The sequence below is a fragment of the Bradyrhizobium sp. FW305-F6 genome (assembly GCF_058782905.1).
Map to the genome: position 1 here is coordinate 114701 of NZ_JBYSYD010000002.1, position 15025 is coordinate 129725.

Annotated in this window: 15 protein-coding genes; 5 read left to right on the forward strand and 10 right to left on the reverse strand. The window is 65.5% G+C overall.

All coding sequences use genetic code 11. The features are described from left to right. Positions 1–20: 20 nt before the first annotated feature. On the forward strand, positions 21–1016 hold the full coding sequence (dgcA, locus tag AC3WLX_RS11795; protein ID WP_492336047.1) for an N-acetyl-D-Glu racemase DgcA: 996 nt from the start codon (positions 21–23) through the stop codon (positions 1014–1016). Here the strand turns inward: dgcA and AC3WLX_RS11800 are convergent. Further along, complete coding sequence (locus AC3WLX_RS11800; RefSeq protein WP_492336048.1) at positions 986–2182, reverse strand: MFS transporter; 1197 nt, start codon at positions 2180–2182, stop codon at positions 986–988. The genes dgcA and AC3WLX_RS11800 overlap by 31 nt on opposite strands. Positions 2183–2257: 75 nt before the next feature. Between AC3WLX_RS11800 and AC3WLX_RS11805 the strand changes: the two genes are divergently transcribed. Further along, a complete protein-coding gene (locus AC3WLX_RS11805; protein WP_492336049.1) occupies positions 2258–3688 on the forward strand; it encodes a hypothetical protein in 1431 nt (476 codons plus the stop codon). Between the two features lie 271 nt (positions 3689–3959). Here AC3WLX_RS11805 and AC3WLX_RS11810 read toward each other — a convergent pair whose 3' ends face one another. Both AC3WLX_RS11810 and AC3WLX_RS11815 read right to left on the reverse strand, forming a co-directional pair. Next, positions 3960–4319, reverse strand: coding sequence for a hypothetical protein (locus tag AC3WLX_RS11810; protein ID WP_492336050.1), 360 nt, complete (start codon positions 4317–4319; stop codon positions 3960–3962). 134 nt (positions 4320–4453) lie between these two features. Continuing rightward, complete coding sequence (locus tag AC3WLX_RS11815) at positions 4454–4897, reverse strand: RbsD/FucU family protein (RefSeq protein ID WP_492336051.1); 444 nt, start codon at positions 4895–4897, stop codon at positions 4454–4456. A 164-nt stretch (positions 4898–5061) separates the two neighbouring features. Here AC3WLX_RS11815 and AC3WLX_RS11820 point away from each other — a divergent pair, with 164 nt between their 5' ends. Then, on the forward strand, positions 5062–6858 hold the full coding sequence (locus tag AC3WLX_RS11820; protein WP_492336052.1) for a caspase family protein: 1797 nt from the start codon (positions 5062–5064) through the stop codon (positions 6856–6858). 167 nt (positions 6859–7025) lie between these two features. On the opposite strand, the gene AC3WLX_RS11825 is transcribed toward AC3WLX_RS11820, so the two are convergent. From AC3WLX_RS11825 to thiD, 4 genes are all read right to left on the reverse strand, one after another. Then, positions 7026–8009, reverse strand: a complete 984-nt coding sequence (locus tag AC3WLX_RS11825) for a threonine/serine dehydratase family protein (RefSeq protein ID WP_492336053.1) — start codon at positions 8007–8009, stop codon at positions 7026–7028. A gap of 62 nt (positions 8010–8071) precedes the next feature. Beyond that, entirely contained in the window at positions 8072–9115 is a 1044-nt protein-coding gene (locus tag AC3WLX_RS11830; RefSeq protein WP_492336054.1) for a glycosyltransferase family 4 protein, read from the reverse strand. Positions 9116–9128: 13 nt separating this feature from the next. Beyond that, a complete protein-coding gene (locus AC3WLX_RS11835) occupies positions 9129–9941 on the reverse strand; it encodes a UDP-2,3-diacylglucosamine diphosphatase (protein ID WP_291626161.1) in 813 nt (270 codons plus the stop codon). Positions 9942–10279: 338 nt separating this feature from the next. After that, complete coding sequence (gene thiD, locus AC3WLX_RS11840) at positions 10280–11080, reverse strand: bifunctional hydroxymethylpyrimidine kinase/phosphomethylpyrimidine kinase (RefSeq protein ID WP_492336055.1); 801 nt, start codon at positions 11078–11080, stop codon at positions 10280–10282. 128 nt (positions 11081–11208) lie between these two features. Between thiD and AC3WLX_RS11845 the strand changes: the two genes are divergently transcribed. Beyond that, complete coding sequence (locus AC3WLX_RS11845) at positions 11209–11454, forward strand: Lrp/AsnC ligand binding domain-containing protein (protein ID WP_018642903.1); 246 nt, start codon at positions 11209–11211, stop codon at positions 11452–11454. A 9-nt stretch (positions 11455–11463) separates the two neighbouring features. Here AC3WLX_RS11845 and AC3WLX_RS11850 read toward each other — a convergent pair whose 3' ends face one another. Next, positions 11464–12387: a c-type cytochrome gene (locus AC3WLX_RS11850; protein ID WP_492336056.1), complete on the reverse strand. Its 924-nt coding sequence runs from the start codon at positions 12385–12387 to the stop codon at positions 11464–11466. A 147-nt stretch (positions 12388–12534) separates the two neighbouring features. Here AC3WLX_RS11850 and AC3WLX_RS11855 point away from each other — a divergent pair, with 147 nt between their 5' ends. Further along, positions 12535–12954 carry a CHRD domain-containing protein gene (locus AC3WLX_RS11855; protein WP_291619075.1) on the forward strand — a complete coding sequence of 140 codons (420 nt, stop codon included), beginning with the start codon at positions 12535–12537 and terminating at the stop codon, positions 12952–12954. A gap of 74 nt (positions 12955–13028) precedes the next feature. Here the strand turns inward: AC3WLX_RS11855 and AC3WLX_RS11860 are convergent, their stop codons facing one another. Further along, positions 13029–14312, reverse strand: a complete 1284-nt coding sequence (locus AC3WLX_RS11860) for a cystathionine gamma-synthase family protein (protein ID WP_492336057.1) — start codon at positions 14310–14312, stop codon at positions 13029–13031. 240 nt (positions 14313–14552) lie between these two features. Further along, the gene (locus AC3WLX_RS11865; RefSeq protein WP_492336058.1) at positions 14553–14999 is read right to left on the reverse strand and encodes a cytochrome c; all 447 of its coding nucleotides are present in this window, start codon (positions 14997–14999) and stop codon (positions 14553–14555) included. Positions 15000–15025 lie beyond the last annotated feature (26 nt).

Below are 15025 nucleotides of genomic sequence, written 5' to 3' on the forward strand. Positions count from 1 at the left end.
AGATTTCGCCAGAGTTCAAAATGACTTCCACGACATTTGCCGCTCTGGCGGCGCGAATCGAGCGCTTCCCGATCTCGGGAAGTTTCACCATCAGCCGGGGTGCCAAGACCGAAGCCGTGACTGTCGTGGCGGAGGTCGGCTGGGGCGGCCTGACCGGCCGCGGCGAATGCGTGCCCTATCCCCGTTATGGCGAGACGCCGGAGGCAACGCTGGCCGCCGTAGAGGCGATGCGTGAGGCCGTGGCAGGCGGGCTGACGCGGCAGGCCCTCCAGGCCGCGATGCCATCAGGCGCGGCCCGCAACGCGCTGGATTGCGCCCTGATCGACCTCGAGGCCAAGAAAGCGGGCCTGCGGGCCTGGAACCTGCTGGACCGCCCCGTGCCGGGCGAGCGCACCACCGCCTACACGATTTCGTTAGGGACGCCCAAAGCGATGGCCGCGGCGACCGCCAAGGCGGCGCACCGTCCGCTGCTCAAGATCAAGCTCGGCGGCGACGGCGATCCGGAGCGGATCGCGGCGGTGCGCAAGGCCGCCCCTGAATCCGAGCTGATCGTCGATGCCAATGAGGCCTGGACCGAGGCCAATCTGGAAGCGAACCTCGCCGCCTGCGCCGCGGCCGGCGTCACCCTGGTGGAGCAGCCGCTGCCCGCGGGCAAGGACGAGGCGCTGGCGCGGATCAAGCGGCCGCTTTCCGTCTGCGCCGACGAGAGCGTGCATGACCGCGCCTCGCTCGCGCCCTTGCGCGACCGCTACGATGCCGTGAACATCAAGCTCGACAAGACCGGCGGCCTCACCGAGGCGCTGGCCATGGCCGATGCCGCGCAGGCGCTCGGCTTCGAGATCATGATCGGTTGCATGGTGGCGACCTCGCTGTCGATGGCCCCAGCCATGCTGGTGACGCCGCAGGCCCGCTTCGTCGACCTCGACGGCCCCCTGCTGCTGGCACGCGACCGCGACCATGGCCTGCGCTACGACGGCAGCTTGGTCTATCCGCCCGACGCTTCGCTCTGGGGCTGAGCCTTGAGCCGATGCCGCGCCGACCAGATCAGGATGGCGCCGGCCGCGGCCATCGCGGCCATGACGTAATAGACGACGTCGCCGATGCGGGCGTAGATCGCGCCTGTTGCGATCGACGTCAACGCGCCGAGCAATCCGTTACAGGCGGCGTAATAGCCCTGCCCGCGCGCGATCTGATGCGAGGGTACCCGCTGCACCAGCAGGTTCATGGTGCCGAGAATGGTCATGCCGAAGCTGAAGCCGTGGCCGAGCTGGGCGATCGCGAGCAGCGCGAGCGGCGGCTCGCTGGCGGTGATGATCCAGCGCAACACGGCGGTCAGGCCGCCGATCGCCATCAGCGTGGACGGATGCAGCGAGAAGCGCGGCGACAGCGCGAACACCACGATCTCGGCGATTACGCCCAGCGTCCACAGCGCCGCGATGGTCACCCCACTGAGGCCCTGGAGCTGCCAGTTGATGGCCGAGAAGGTGTAGAACGCGATGTGGCTGCTCTGGATCAACGCCGCCGCTGCGATCACGGCCCAGAAGCCGGCATCGCGCAGCAAGGCCTTGCCGACATGCGTCTGTGGCGGCCTCCGCCCGAGATCGTCGAGCGGCTGCAGCAGCAGGCTGGCGAGAACCGCAACAACGGCCCAGGCCACGATGACCCAGATCAGGTCGCGCGGAGCAATGACGTCCACGAGATAGCCGCAGGCGAGCGAGCCGGCTGCAAACGCCGCCGACCCCCACAGCCGCAGGGGCCCGTAGTTGAGCCCGTAACGGGCGACGCCGCGCAGCGCATAGGCGTCGGTCAGCGGCATCGTCGGCGTCCACATCATGCAGGTCAGCGCGTAGAGCAGGAACAGCGCCAGCGGCTGCTGCTGCAGGCCGACGGCCGAAAATCCGACAGCCGTCGCCAGCACCGACAGCATGATGCCGGCGCGAATGGCATGCCGCTTCTCGGCAAAGGCCGTGACTTGCGGCAGCGTGGTGAAGCGCGTGATCGCCGGCAGCGCGTTGATGATGCCGATCCAGGCTGCGTCCACGCCGATCGCCTTCAGCCAGACCGGGAAGAACGGCATATGCGTGCCCAGAACGGCGAAGAAGGCCGAATAGAACACGGCGAGGTTCACCGCGAATCGCCGCTTCTGCGCTGCAGTGATGGGGATTTGTGATTCGGACTGCATCAAACCAATTGCGATTCGGTCGATATCGTGGTGATCGTTACAATAACGCGCGGTGATTTGCGCGACGAGATCGCCATGGCCAACGAAGCATTTGCCCTTTCGCCGATGTCTGCCCGCGCGGCCGAGCCGAACGAGCAGGATTACGACGCGATCCGCGAAGCCTTCATGGAGACCGCGCGGGGCCGCTGGTTCCTCGGCGAATACGCCAAGCGCAACCGCAACGCCGACACGCGCATGGTGCTGGACGCGGTCGCCAGGATCGAAGAAACCCTTGCGGCGCAGCGACAACCGGTCGTCGAGGACCGCCTGCCCGAAGCCCTCGTCGAGATCCGCCGCGCCATCCGCGAGGCCGAGGCGATCGCGCTGGCGGCGTTCGACCCCGCTGCGATCGAGGCGAGCCTCGCGCCAATTCCGCGCGGGGTGCGCATCATCAAGGAGATCTCCTGGCGCTGGCGCGAGATCGGCGCCGACGGGCGAATCTGCGACCTCATCGATTCGCAGCTCGCCTCGATCGAGGCCGCCTGCGGCCAGGCCCAGGCGATCGATCCCCGCGTCGAGCTCAGGATCGCATTCGATCTGCTCAAGGACCGGGTCGACCAGACCGACGGCGGCGGGGCGCCGCAGGCGGCGCCCGCGTCTCCGGTGCAGGAAGCGGCTTCACCCTTCGCGGAGGCTCCCGTCGAGCACGCGCCTGCGGCGATGGCGAGCGAGGCACCCGTGGCTTTTACGGAGGTGCGCGAAGAGATCTCAGCAGCTCCGGAACGCGATGCCGCCGTCGAAGCAAGCACCGTCGCTCAAACCGACGCCATGGCGGAGCGGGCGATGGACGCGGCTGCCGCACAGGAGATCGCGGCCGAAAGCCAGATCCCTGCCGAAGGCGCGCCGCTCGAAACCGTCGCACCTGATGATGCCGGGCTAGAAACCGTCGCATTCGAAGAGCCGGCCACTCAGCCGGAGGCCTTGCCCGAAGCAAGCGACGGGCTCTCGCTCGACGCCGCTGCCGAGGCCGAGGATGAAGCCATCCTCGACGCGATCGCGCTGGAGATGGCCGCACCCGATCCGGAGTTCGACGAGATCATCGTGCAGGCCGAGATGGAAGCGGCGGTTCCGGAGCCGATGGTTACGGAAGCCCCAGCGTCCGTCGCGGCCGAGCTACCGGAGCCGATCGCGCCTCAGCCCGTCGCCGTGCCCGTGATGGAAGAGCCCGCCGACGCGCCGATCGCAATGGACTCGCTGGCGCGACTCACCGACGCCATTGCGGAAGCCGCCGCCGAAGTGATGGAGCAGCAGGCCCCACCGATGGCGGCCGCAGCATCATCGGCCCCGACCGCAACGCTGCCGATGCCCTCGCCCCTGCCCGCCTCCATCGCCTCCATGTCCGACGCCTCGCTCGGCGCCACCATCCTCGCCAGCGGCATCCTGCAAAAACCGCGCGCCCCGGCCAACGACCCGCTCGCCCCGATCCGCCGCATGACCCAGGCCGAGAAGATCGCGTTCTTCTCGTGAGGAGGCGCTGCGTACTCACTTTCGTGTCCCGGACAAGCGAAGCGTAGATCCGGGACCCAAAGCCACGCCCTCGGCCGCAAAACTGGGCCCCGGCTCAGCAGCGCACCGCTTAAGAAGCGCTGCGCTGCGTCCGGGGCACGAGATCGTTGAGGCGCACACTCCCACCTTCCCGTCCTTGCGAGCGCAGCGAAGCAATCCAGAATCCCTCCGCGGAAAGACTCCGAATTGCTTCGCTGCGCTCGCAATGACAGCAGGCGCCGTCAGCTACTCCTCACCCGCAATTCCACACCGCACCGATCGGCGTGCGGGTCCAGCACGGGCCATAACTGCCGCCGTTGTAGCGGCCGCCGTTGAATCCGGGACGGCCGAAATAGTGCCACTCGCCGTCCCAGCGATAATATTGCGGAACCGGGTCGATGTACCAATGGCGCCGGTCGGCGCGCGACAGGCGCTGCATCGCGTCCTTCTGCTTGTAGAGCGGGATGCTGTTGCTGAGCGGCTGCCGATAGCCCGGCAGGAAGCCATAGCCTTTCCAGACCGGCTTGGGACGCTTTTGCGCGGCCTCGACGGGCGCGACGGCCGGCAGCAGCGACAGGATGATAGCAACGAATAGACACATAAGGCGAGACATGGGTTGATTTTAGACAGTCGGCCGCGAGAACGCCATTCAAATTCGAGTGCTGAATGAACGGGGCCATGCGCGGATCATCGTACGCGATGACCGCATCCGATTTGCACCAAGCGTGCGTCATCGAACGCGGCACGCTAGCTGATCACGCCCTTGCGGATCAGGAAGCAGCCATAGCCCCTGCTATCGCCAACCTGCACCACACCGAAGCTCGCTGCAGCCGCACGATAGAAATCCGAGCGCGAGAGCTTGCCGGGCGCGACGGCGAGCCCGGCGCCGCGCACGATCTCGGCCAGCACCGCATGCTGCACCTCGGGCACGCGGTCGGGACCGTCCACAGGCATCATCACGCGCACCGGATCGGGATCAAAATCGTCGAGCGGATAGACCGACATGATGGCGCGGATGGCGACCTCCATGCTCATGCCTGGCAGCTGGATCAGGCGCTGCGACGATGTGCTTTGCGCTATACGCGCCGCCGGATGGTTGGCGTCGACGACCGCGAGGTCGTCGCCGTGGCCCATGGAGGCGAGCAGCCAGAGCAGATCGGGCGTGAGGATGGGATCGATCGATTTCAGCATGTGGCGGAAGGTCCTCTCATCGATCGTTCACCATAGCAGGTTCCCGGCGTGATTCAGATCACGTCCACCGTCATGGTGACAGGGATCACGGTATTCAAACTCGAACGCAGCCAGGCTTGCTCGCAACCAATCTCGCATCGAGATCAGTGCCAGAGGAGCACGCCATGTTCCGCCTAAAGCCTTTCCTGATGACGGCAAGCCTGCTTGGAAGCCTGTTCGGCTTTACCTGCGGGCCCGTTTCCGCGCAGGTCGCGCCGGTCCAGCCTGCCCCCACTGCGCTGCAAGGCCCGGAGCAGCGGGTCGCGCTGGTGATCGGCAATGCGAACTACCGGAACGCGCCGCAACTGGCGAACCCCGACGACGACGCGCAATCGATGGCGCAGTTCCTGAATTCGGCGGGCTTCGAAGTGGTCGCCGCCACCGATCTGACCCAGGACGACATGCTCCGCGTCGTTCAGGACTTTTCCGCCAAGGTCGCCTCGCGCGGTCCGAACACGGTGGCGATGGTCTACTACGCCGGCCATGGCGTGCAGCTCGCCGGCGAGAACTATCTCGTTCCCGTCGACGCCAAGGTCTCCAGCCCGACTGAGCTCGTCAACAATTCGGTGCGCCTCGTCGACGTGATGTCGACGCTGGAGACGATCCCGAGCCGCATGCGCATCGTCATTCTCGATGCCTGCCGCAACAATCCGTTCCCCGAGGTCAACGACGCCGGCCGCGGCCTTGCAATCGTCGACGCGCCGAACGGCTCGATCGTCGGCTACTCGACGGCTCCGGGCACTGAGGCGCTCGACGGCACCGATGGTCACAGCCCCTACACGCAGGCCTTTCTGAAGGTCGCGCGCGAGCCCAACGTGCCGATCGAGCAGCTGTTCAAGCGTGTGCGCCTGCAGGTCAACCAGACCACCAGCGGCGCGCAGATCCCGTGGGAGAGCTCCTCGCTGACCTCAGACTTCACCTTCTTCGGTGACACCGCCGTCGCCGCCAACCGCGCGCCGGTGAAAGCGCCCGTGGTGCAGGTGGCTTCCAACCTGCCGAGCCGTTCGACGCGCCAGGCCTATGACTACGTCGTGTCCGAGGGCCGTCCGGAATATTATCAGGAGTTCATCCGGATGTATCCGCACGACCCGCTGTGCGACCACGTCCGCTGGCTGCTCAACAACATCCTGATCTCGCAGGCCTGGCACAAGGCGGTGCTCGCCAATTCGCCGGTCGCCTACAAGAGCTTCTATGACAGCTACGGCAACAGCCCCTATGCGCAGGTCGCGCTGAAGCTGCAAGCGCAGCCGAAGCAGATCCCCTTGATGCAGGCGACCAAGTTCCTGGCGCCGCAGACCATTGCCCCGACCATCAAGATTGGCAGTCTCGGCCAGCCCAAGTACATGCCGCTGCTGCAGCAGGGTAATGGCGCGCAGGTGAATGGTAATTTGCCGGTTGTGCAGAAACCGCTCGACGGCAAGGTGATCGGCAAGCTCGGCAATGGCGGTCAGATCGTCAATCTGCCGACCGGCAACAACAACCAGCCGAACCAGCCGTCGCAGACGCCGGGCAAGATCGTCACCCTGCCGGCGCCGACCAATACCACCAACAACGCTGGCGGCTCCGGCAAGATCGTGACCTTGCCTGCCACCAACACCACTCCGAATGGCGGCAACGCCAGGCCGGGCAAGATCGTGAGCATGCCGGTGAACGTCGGCAAGGGCGGTTCGACTGTCGACGTGAAGCCCGTTCAGACGCAGAACCATCCCATCCGCGTCAACAACGGCAACACCGGCATCGTCAAGCTCAACAACAACCCGGTGAACAAGGTGCAGATGCAAAACAACGTGCCGAACCACCGGCCGCAGCTCAACACGGTGCCGAGCCGCATGGTCAGCAGCAACAACAACTTCCGGCAGTCGATGAACCAGGCCCCCAGCATGAACAATGGCGGCAATCGCCGCGGCGGCTTCATGCGGTGATTGCGATGAGTCGCAAGACGAGGGGCAGAGCGTGACCGCTCTGCCCCGTCTTCATGTTTTTGTCATTCCGGGATGCGCCGCAAGGCGCAGGCCCGGAATCCATCGGGCGGCAGAGTTGGTGGATGAATGGATTCCGGGCTCTCGCTTCGCGAGCCCCGGAATGACAGCTACGCCACCAGCTCCGCGAACAATTCTGCATCGACATTGCCGCCGGACAGCACGATGACGACGTTCTTCCCCGTCACATCCAGGCGTCCCGCGAGCAGCGCGGCAAGGCCCACCGCGCCGCCGGGCTCCACCACGAGCTTCAGCTCGCGATAGGCGAAGGCGACGGCCGCGCCGACTTCCTTGTCCGACGCCGTGACGCCACGCGCGAGCAGCTTGCTGTTGATCGCAAAGGTCATCTCGCCGGGGATCAGCGCCATCAGCGCATCGCAGATGGTGCGGCCCGCCGGTGCGTGCGGCTCACGATGGCCAGCCGTCAATGACAGGCCGTGGTCGTCGAAGGCTTCGGGCTCGGCCACCACGATTTCGGCGCGCGGATAGCGCGCCTTGATCGCGGTCGCGACGCCCGCGATCAGGCCGCCGCCGGAGGCCGGGGCCACCACGATATCAGGGGCAAGACCGAGCGTCGCCATGTCCTCCGCAATCTCGCGGCCGGCGGTGCCCTGCCCCGCAATCACAAAGGGATCGTCATAGGGCTTGACCAGCGTCGCGCCACGCTTCTCGGCGATGCCGCGCGAGATCGCCTCGCGGTCGTCGCGGTCGCGGTCGTACAGCACGACCTCGGCGCCGTAGGACTTGGTGCGCTCGCGCTTGGACAGCGGCGCATCGGCGGGCATCACGATGGTGGCCTGCATGTCGAGGATCTTTGCCGCCGCCGCCACGCCCTGGGCATGGTTGCCGGAGGAGAACGCGACGACGCCGCCGGCGCGCTTGTCCTGCGGGATCGAGAACACCTTGTTGAAGGCGCCGCGGAACTTGAACGAGCCGGTGCGCTGGAGCATCTCGGGCTTCAGGAAGACTTTCGCACCGACGCGCTCGTTGAGCACGGGAAAGGACAACAGCGGGGTGCGGATGGCGTAGGGCGCGATCACGCGCGCTGCCGCGTCGATATCGGCGGGGCCGATCGGGAGGAGCTGTTCGGTCATGGCTGATGTTATCGCGGCCGATGAGGGCCGGGCAAGACACCTCCGCGAGAGGATCCTCCCGCTCAGGCCACCCGGAGTGGCTGTTCCGCCCCGATACGGCCGGGCAGCACCGCGCCGACCGCCGAAATGCTGTCGATGAAGACGCGCGCCGAGGCCTCCCAAGTACAATTCGCGGCGAATTCAACACAGTCCTGACGGCTGATGTCGAGTGCGGCGAAGCAGGCATTGCGCAGATCGTGATCGAGTGCGCCCACCGGCGCGCCGCCGATCACGTCGCGCGGGCCCTTCACCGGGAAGGCCGCTACCGGCAGCCCGCTGGCGAGCGCCTCCAGCAGGACCAGGCCGAAAGTGTCGGTCTTGCTGGGGAACACGAACACGTCGGCCGCCGCATAGATGTCCGCCAGTTCCTCGCCGTGCTTCTCGCCGAGGAAGATCGCATCGGGATAGGCCTCTTCCAGCGAGGCGCGCGCGGGGCCGTCGCCGACGACCACCTTGGTGCCGGGCAGATCGAGCGCGAGGAACGCCTCGAGATTCTTCTCCACCGCGACCCGGCCGACCGACAGGAACACCGGTGCGGGCAGGCAGAGATCGATCACGCGAGGATGGAACAGGGCCGTATCCACGCCGCGCGGCCACAGAACGACATTGTCGAAACCGCGCTCGGTGAGTTCGCGCGCAAGCGCAGGCGTCGCCGCCATCACGGCGCGGCTGGGGCTATGGAAGCGGCGCAGCGCCCGCCAGATCAGCGAGCCCGGTACCGGCACGCGGGCACGGACATATTCGGGGAAGCGGGTATGAAAGCTGGTCGTGAACGGCAGCCTGCGCTGGCGGCAATAGCGGCGGACCATCAGGCCGATCGGCCCTTCCGTCGCGATGTGGATGCTGTCGGGGCTTGCTTCCTCGATCAGCTTCGCAATGCGCGCCGGACGCGGCATGGCGAGCCGCACGTCGCGATAGCTCGGCATCGCAAAGGTGCGGAACGATTGCGGCGTCAGGAACGTGAATTCGACGCCGAATCCCTTGGCGGCGTCGGCGAGCTTGGTCAGCGTCCGAACCACACCATTGACTTGCGGGTGCCAGGCGTCGGTCGCGACCAGGATGCGCATCAGGCGGCCTCTGTCATGCAGCTCGGGCTGCAACCTGCGGAACCGCCGCCGGCTTCTGCAAATGATCCGCCCAGGTGATGATCTCGAAATGACCGTCGTCGTGCTCGACCAGCGCCGTGCAGCTCTCGACCCAGTCGCCGCAATTCATGTAGCGGATGCCGCCCTCGTCGCGGATCACGGCGTAGTGGATGTGGCCGCAGATCACGCCATCGGCGTCGTGCCGCCTCGCCTCGGCGGCGAGTGCCTGCTCGAACGCGCCGATATAGTTGACGGCGTTCTTGACCTTCTGCTTGGCCCATTGCGACAGCGACCAATAGGGCACGCCGAACAGGCGGCGGAAGAAGTTGACCAGGCGGTTCATCTGAATCGCGAAGTCGTACGCCTTGTCGCCGAGATGGGCGAGCCAGCGCGCGTTCTGCACCACGAGATCGAAGATGTCGCCGTGGATGACGAGATAGCGCTTGCCGTCCGCGCCGGCGTGAACCGTGTTCTCGACCACGTCGATGCCGCCGAAATGCGTGCCGTAATAGTTGCGCAGGAACTCGTCGTGATTGCCGGGGATGTAGATGATCTTGGCGCCCTTGCGGGCCTTGCGCAGCAACTTCTGGACGAGGTCGTTGTGCGATTGCGGCCAGTGCCAGCTCGATTTCAGCGCCCAGCCATCGACGATGTCGCCGACCAGATAGATGGTCTCGGCGTCGTGGTAGCGCAGGAAGTCGAGCAGAAGATCGGCTTGAGAACCGCGGGCTCCGAGATGAACGTCGGAGATGAACAACGTGCGAAAGCGCCGCTCAGGGCTCTCGTCACTCACATCGTAACTTCCCATGCGCCAGCCTGTAACAATGTCCCGTGACAGGGGGATGACCAACCCTTGAGGCGCCCTCAGATACGAATCAAACCTCGCCTCGCCCTCCCCGCGAATATCAGTCGCATGCGACAATCAGGCGACATGGGGTCGCAGGGGTGCGCGAGACCCCGGAGCCAGAGATGAACTCTTACCCTCCCCTGGAGGGGGAGGGTCGATCGCGCGCAGCGCGAGCGGGGTGGGGTGATCTCTCCTCTAGGGCACTGTCAGACGCGGAGAGGCCTTCACCCCACCCCGTCTCACATCTCGCTGCGCTCAATGTGAGCCGACCCTCCCCCTCCAGGGGAGGGTGAAACGGATCAGTAGAACCTGTGGAAATGGTGGATCGGCCCGTGGCCGTGACCGACGCTGAAGCGGTCGGCGGCTGCGATCGCGGCGCTGATCCAGGCCTTGGCATTGCGCACGGCGGTCTCCAGATCCTCGCCCTTGGCCAGCCCCGCCGCGACGGCCGAGGACAGCGAGCAGCCGGTGCCGTGGGTGTTGCGGGTGGCGATGCGCGGCGCGGCGAGCGCGATCACGGTGTCCGTGCCGACGAGATAGTCGATGCTCTCCGCGCCCTCGCCGTGTCCGCCCTTGATCAGGACCGCACGGCAGCCCAGCGCCAGCAGCCGCCGTCCCTGGCTTTCGATCTCCGCCTCGCTCGCCGCGACCTGTTCGTCGAGCAGCGCCGCGGCCTCGGGCAGATTGGGCGTGATCACCGATGCCAGCGGGATCAGCCTGGTGCGCAGGGCATCGACGGCTTCACTGGCGAGCAGGCGGTCGCCTGATGTCGCCACCATCACGGGATCGAGCACGATATGCCGCGGCTTCCAGCGCGACAGCGCGGCCGCGATCGCATCGATGCTGGCGACCTGGGCCACCATGCCGATCTTCACCGCGCCGACGTCGAGATCGGAGAACACCGCGTCGATCTGCGCGGTGACGAACCCGGCTGGCACCGCGTGAATGCCGGTGACGCCGCGCGTGTTCTGCGCCGTCAATGCCGTGATCACGGAGGCGCCGTAGACGCCGAGCGCGGCGAAGGTCTTCAGGTCCGCCTGGATCCCGGCGCCGCCGCTCGAATCGGAGCCGGCGATGGTGAGTGCGACCGGGGTCGTCATGACGATTTTCCGCGTTTTCGAGCCATCACCCGTCTTAGCAAGCTCGCGCCGAACCCAGCAAGCACGCTTGCTAAATCCGGCCGGTTTTGGCCTATTAGCCGGAAGACTACGCTTTCGGAGTGTCCGCGATGGTTCCTTTCTTCGTTCAGATCAAATGCAAGCTCGGCCAGTCCTATACGGTGGCCAATGCGCTTGCCGAAGCCGAAATCGCCTCCGAGATCTATTCCACGGCCGGCCAATACGACCTCCTGGTGAAGTTCTACGTCGACAAGGATACCGACATCGGTCATTTCGTGAACGAGAAGGTGCAGGTTCTGCCGGGCATCCAGGACACCCTCACCATCATCACCTTCAAGGCGTTCGGCACGGGCTAGCGTTGCGGCTCAGCTGCCTTGCTGGCGCTGGGGCGGTGTCGGTCCCTGCACCGGCCGAAGTGACTTCAGATACACGGCCATCGCGGCGCGGTCTTCCGCCGTCAGTTGCGCCAGATTCTTGATCACCGCCCGCATCGCGCCCGACGCGCTGTCGCCCTCGGGCATGTCGCCGGTCTCGAGAAAATCCGCGATATCCTTCTCGCTCCAGTTGCCGATGCCCTGCTGCGTGATGTTGGGCACCCAGCCCTCGCCTTCCGGATTGGGCCCGCCGGCAAAGCGCTGGCTGCCGATGATGCCGCCGAGCGCATTGCGCGGGCTGTGGCATTCGGCGCAATGGCCGAACCCGTTGACGAGATAGGCGCCGCGATTCCATTGCGGCGAACGTGCGGCGTCCGCGACGAACGGCGCAGTGTCCATGAACAGCTGTTTCCAGATGCCGAGATTGCGGCGAATGTTGAAGGGAAACGGCAGCGCGTGGTCGCGCACTTTGCCGGACACCGGCGGCAGCGTCTTCAGATAGGCAAAGAGGTCGCGGACGTCATCGATGCTGGCAAGACGATAGGACGTGTAGGGAAACGCGGGAAAATAGTGCGTGCCCGTGGGCGAGACGCCGCGCATCACGGCGTTGACGAAATCGGCCTCGCTCCAGCGGCCGATCCCATCGGCCGGATCGGGAGAAATATTGGGCCCATAGAAAGTCCCGAACGGCGAGCCGATCGCCAGCCCGCCGCCAAGCCGCAGGCGATCGGGCTGGTTGGGGGTGGCATGACAGGATGAGCAGCCGCCGGCGTTGAACAGTTCCTGCCCGTTGGCGAGGTCGGGGCTGCGGCTCGGCGCCGGCAAGGCCAGCACGGCCGGGGCGGTCAACCACCAATAGAGGGCGAACGCCGCGCCGGCGGCGATCACGGCGGCAAAAAGCGTTCGTAGCAGCATTCGATCATTCCATCGTGAGCGCGCGAACTTAAGGGTCATGTTGCGCCCGAGCCAACCACGAATATTTTAGACCGCCAGCTGCCATGCCGGAATAAATCGCATGACATACTGTTTGAAGGGCAATCAGGCCTCAACAGGGAGAGACCCATGACCAAAGCCGTTCTTGCCATACTGGCACTCGGAGCTGCCGTTGCCTTCGCCGCCCCGGCCGGCGCGGAGAAACTGAAGGCGACCCTGGACGGCAAGTCCGAAGTTCCCCCCAACACCAGCAGCGCCACCGGAACGGCCGATCTGGACTACGATGCCGCCAGCAAGAAGCTGTCCTGGACGGTCACCTATTCCGGCCTCTCCGGCCCCGCCACCGCCGCGCATTTCCATGGTCCGGCCGAGGCCGGCAAGAACGCCGGCGTTGCCGTCCCGATCCCGAATGCGGCCTCGAGCCCGGTCAAGGGTGAAGCGACCCTCACGGACGCACAGGCCTCCGATCTGCTCGGCGGCAAATACTACATCAACATCCACACGGCGGCGAACCCGGGCGGCGAGATCCGCGGCCAGGTGACGAAGTAAGCCTCAGGGCTGCACTTCACGGAGAGGCCGGGCGCGACGGAGGGCGCGCCCGGCCTTTTCGATTCCCGATGCCCTCAAGCCGCGTTCAACGCCTGCGTGAGGTCGGCGATCAGGTCCGACGGGTTCTCGATGCCGATCGACAGCCGGATCGTGGAATCGAGCACGCCGATCTTCTGGCGGATGTCGGCGGGCACGCCGGAATGGGTCATGGTCGCGGGCAGGCTCGCGAGCGATTCCGTTCCGCCGAGGCTGACCGCCAGCTTGAGGATCTGCAGCGCGTTGAGAAACTTCACTGCGGCCTCCTTGCCGCCGGCGATGTCGAAGGAGAAGGTGGAGCCCGCCCCCAGGCATTGCCTCGCGAACACACCCCCCGCCGGCGAAGCCTCCGCGTGATGACCGAGGTAGTGGACCTTCGCCACCTTCGGATGATCGCGCAGGAAGTCCGCGACCAGACGCGCATTGTCGTTGGCCTTCTCCATGCGCAGGCTCAGCGTCTCAAGCGAGCGGTTGATCATCCAGCAGGAATGCGGATCGAGCTGGGTACCGATGGCACCACGCAGCGCCTTGATGCCTTTCATGATCGCCTTCGAGCCGAGCGCGGCGCCCGCGATCAGGTCGGAGTGACCACCGATATATTTCGTCAGCGAGTACAGCGAAATATCCGCGCCATGCTCGATCGGCCGCTGAAACACCGGCCCGAGCAGCGTGTTGTCGCAGGCAATTATCGGCGTGGCGCCTTGCTCCTTTCCGATCACTTCGGCGATCCGGCGCATCATTGCGACGTCCACCAGCCCGTTGGTCGGATTGGCGGGCGTCTCGATCAGGATCATCGAAACCCGGCCCTTGGCCATGGCTTCCTCCGCGGCCTGCCTGACCGCCGCCTCGTCGACGCCGTCGGCAAAGCCGACGGCGCCGATCGACAGGCGTGCGAGCGTGTTCGTCAGCAGGGTTTCCGTCCCGCCATAGAGCGGCTGGGAGTGCAGGATGACATCGCCGGGGCGGACGAAGGCCAGGATCGTGGTGGCGATGGCCGCCATGCCGGACGAGAACAGCGCACAACTCTCGGTGCGCTCGTAGATCGCGAGCCGGTCCTCGACGATCTCGCTGTTGGGGTGATTGAAGCGCGAATAGACCAGGCCCGCGCCCATGCCTTCCGGCGGCTCGCGCCTGCCGGCGACGTAGTCGAAGAAGTCCTGCCCGTCCTCGGCTGTCTTGAACACGAAGGTGGAGGTCAGGAACACCGGCGGCTTGATCGCGCCCTCCGACAATTGCGGATCATAGCCATAGGTCAGCATCAGGGTTTCCGGATGCAGCATGTGGTTGCCTATATGGGTCTTCGACGGGAACGGTTTTACCATGGCCTGTCTCGCTGTTGATTGAGGTGCTCGCCGTGCGTTGGAACTCCCTGATGTCCTAAGCGTGTCGGGAGGAGGATGCATCGTCTCGTATGAACGCACGGCCGTTGGTGCAAAGATAGCCGCTCTCAAAGCGATCCGTCAGACCTTGCGGACAGAATTACTGCCTCGCCGCGGCTCACTGACACGCAAAAAAGGCGGCTGCCTTCGCAACCGCCCCTTCACCGCGTCCTCGTCGCCCCGTTATTTCAACTTCACACGATAGGTTTCGTGACAATCGTTGCAGCGGTCGTTGATCGAGGTGTAGGCCGCTTTCAGGCTTGCGTTATCGGTGATCTTGCCTTTGACGTCGGCGATCGCTTTTTGCACCGGCGGAATCTTAGAATCGAAATCGGCCTTGTTCTGCCAGACCTTCGGTGAGGAGCCGTAGGTCGCGTTCACCACGTCCTGCTTGGGATTGATCTCGAATATCTTGGCGATCTTGGCAACATCGGCTTCGATGGCGGCGATGGCCTGATCGGCAGCTGCCTTGTCGAAGGGGATATCGCCCTTGCTCATCTTCTGCAGGACACCGTACTGGTTCTTGGCGATCGATCGCATCAGATTGTCCTGCTGGACGGCAATCTCCTGCTGCGCCATCACGGCGCCCGCACCCAGCAGCAGGGTGCCTGCGACAATCGTACGTTTCATCGGGATTTTTCTCCGGCTCGCCGAGT

Bases quoted from the DNA above. Each gene is read 5' to 3' on its own strand.
- AC3WLX_RS11810 (WP_492336050.1), bottom strand. From the start codon at position 4,319: ATGTCTCGCCTTATGTGTCTATTCGTTGCTATCATCCTGTCGCTGCTG.
- AC3WLX_RS11815 (WP_492336051.1), bottom strand. From the start codon at position 4,897: ATGCTGAAATCGATCGATCCCATCCTCACGCCCGATCTGCTCTGGCTG.
- AC3WLX_RS11845 (WP_018642903.1), top strand. From the start codon at position 11,209: ATGGTTCCTTTCTTCGTTCAGATCAAATGCAAGCTCGGCCAGTCCTAT.
- AC3WLX_RS11860 (WP_492336057.1), bottom strand. From the start codon at position 14,312: ATGGTAAAACCGTTCCCGTCGAAGACCCATATAGGCAACCACATGCTG.
- AC3WLX_RS11805 (WP_492336049.1), top strand. From the start codon at position 2,258: ATGGCCAACGAAGCATTTGCCCTTTCGCCGATGTCTGCCCGCGCGGCC.
- dgcA (WP_492336047.1), top strand. From the start codon at position 21: ATGACTTCCACGACATTTGCCGCTCTGGCGGCGCGAATCGAGCGCTTC.
- AC3WLX_RS11850 (WP_492336056.1), bottom strand. From the start codon at position 12,387: ATGCTGCTACGAACGCTTTTTGCCGCCGTGATCGCCGCCGGCGCGGCG.
- AC3WLX_RS11820 (WP_492336052.1), top strand. From the start codon at position 5,062: ATGTTCCGCCTAAAGCCTTTCCTGATGACGGCAAGCCTGCTTGGAAGC.
- AC3WLX_RS11800 (WP_492336048.1), bottom strand. From the start codon at position 2,182: ATGCAGTCCGAATCACAAATCCCCATCACTGCAGCGCAGAAGCGGCGA.
- AC3WLX_RS11830 (WP_492336054.1), bottom strand. From the start codon at position 9,115: ATGCGCATCCTGGTCGCGACCGACGCCTGGCACCCGCAAGTCAATGGT.
- AC3WLX_RS11835 (WP_291626161.1), bottom strand. From the start codon at position 9,941: ATGGGAAGTTACGATGTGAGTGACGAGAGCCCTGAGCGGCGCTTTCGC.
- thiD (WP_492336055.1), bottom strand. From the start codon at position 11,080: ATGACGACCCCGGTCGCACTCACCATCGCCGGCTCCGATTCGAGCGGC.
- AC3WLX_RS11825 (WP_492336053.1), bottom strand. From the start codon at position 8,009: ATGACCGAACAGCTCCTCCCGATCGGCCCCGCCGATATCGACGCGGCA.
- AC3WLX_RS11855 (WP_291619075.1), top strand. From the start codon at position 12,535: ATGACCAAAGCCGTTCTTGCCATACTGGCACTCGGAGCTGCCGTTGCC.
- AC3WLX_RS11865 (WP_492336058.1), bottom strand. From the start codon at position 14,999: ATGAAACGTACGATTGTCGCAGGCACCCTGCTGCTGGGTGCGGGCGCC.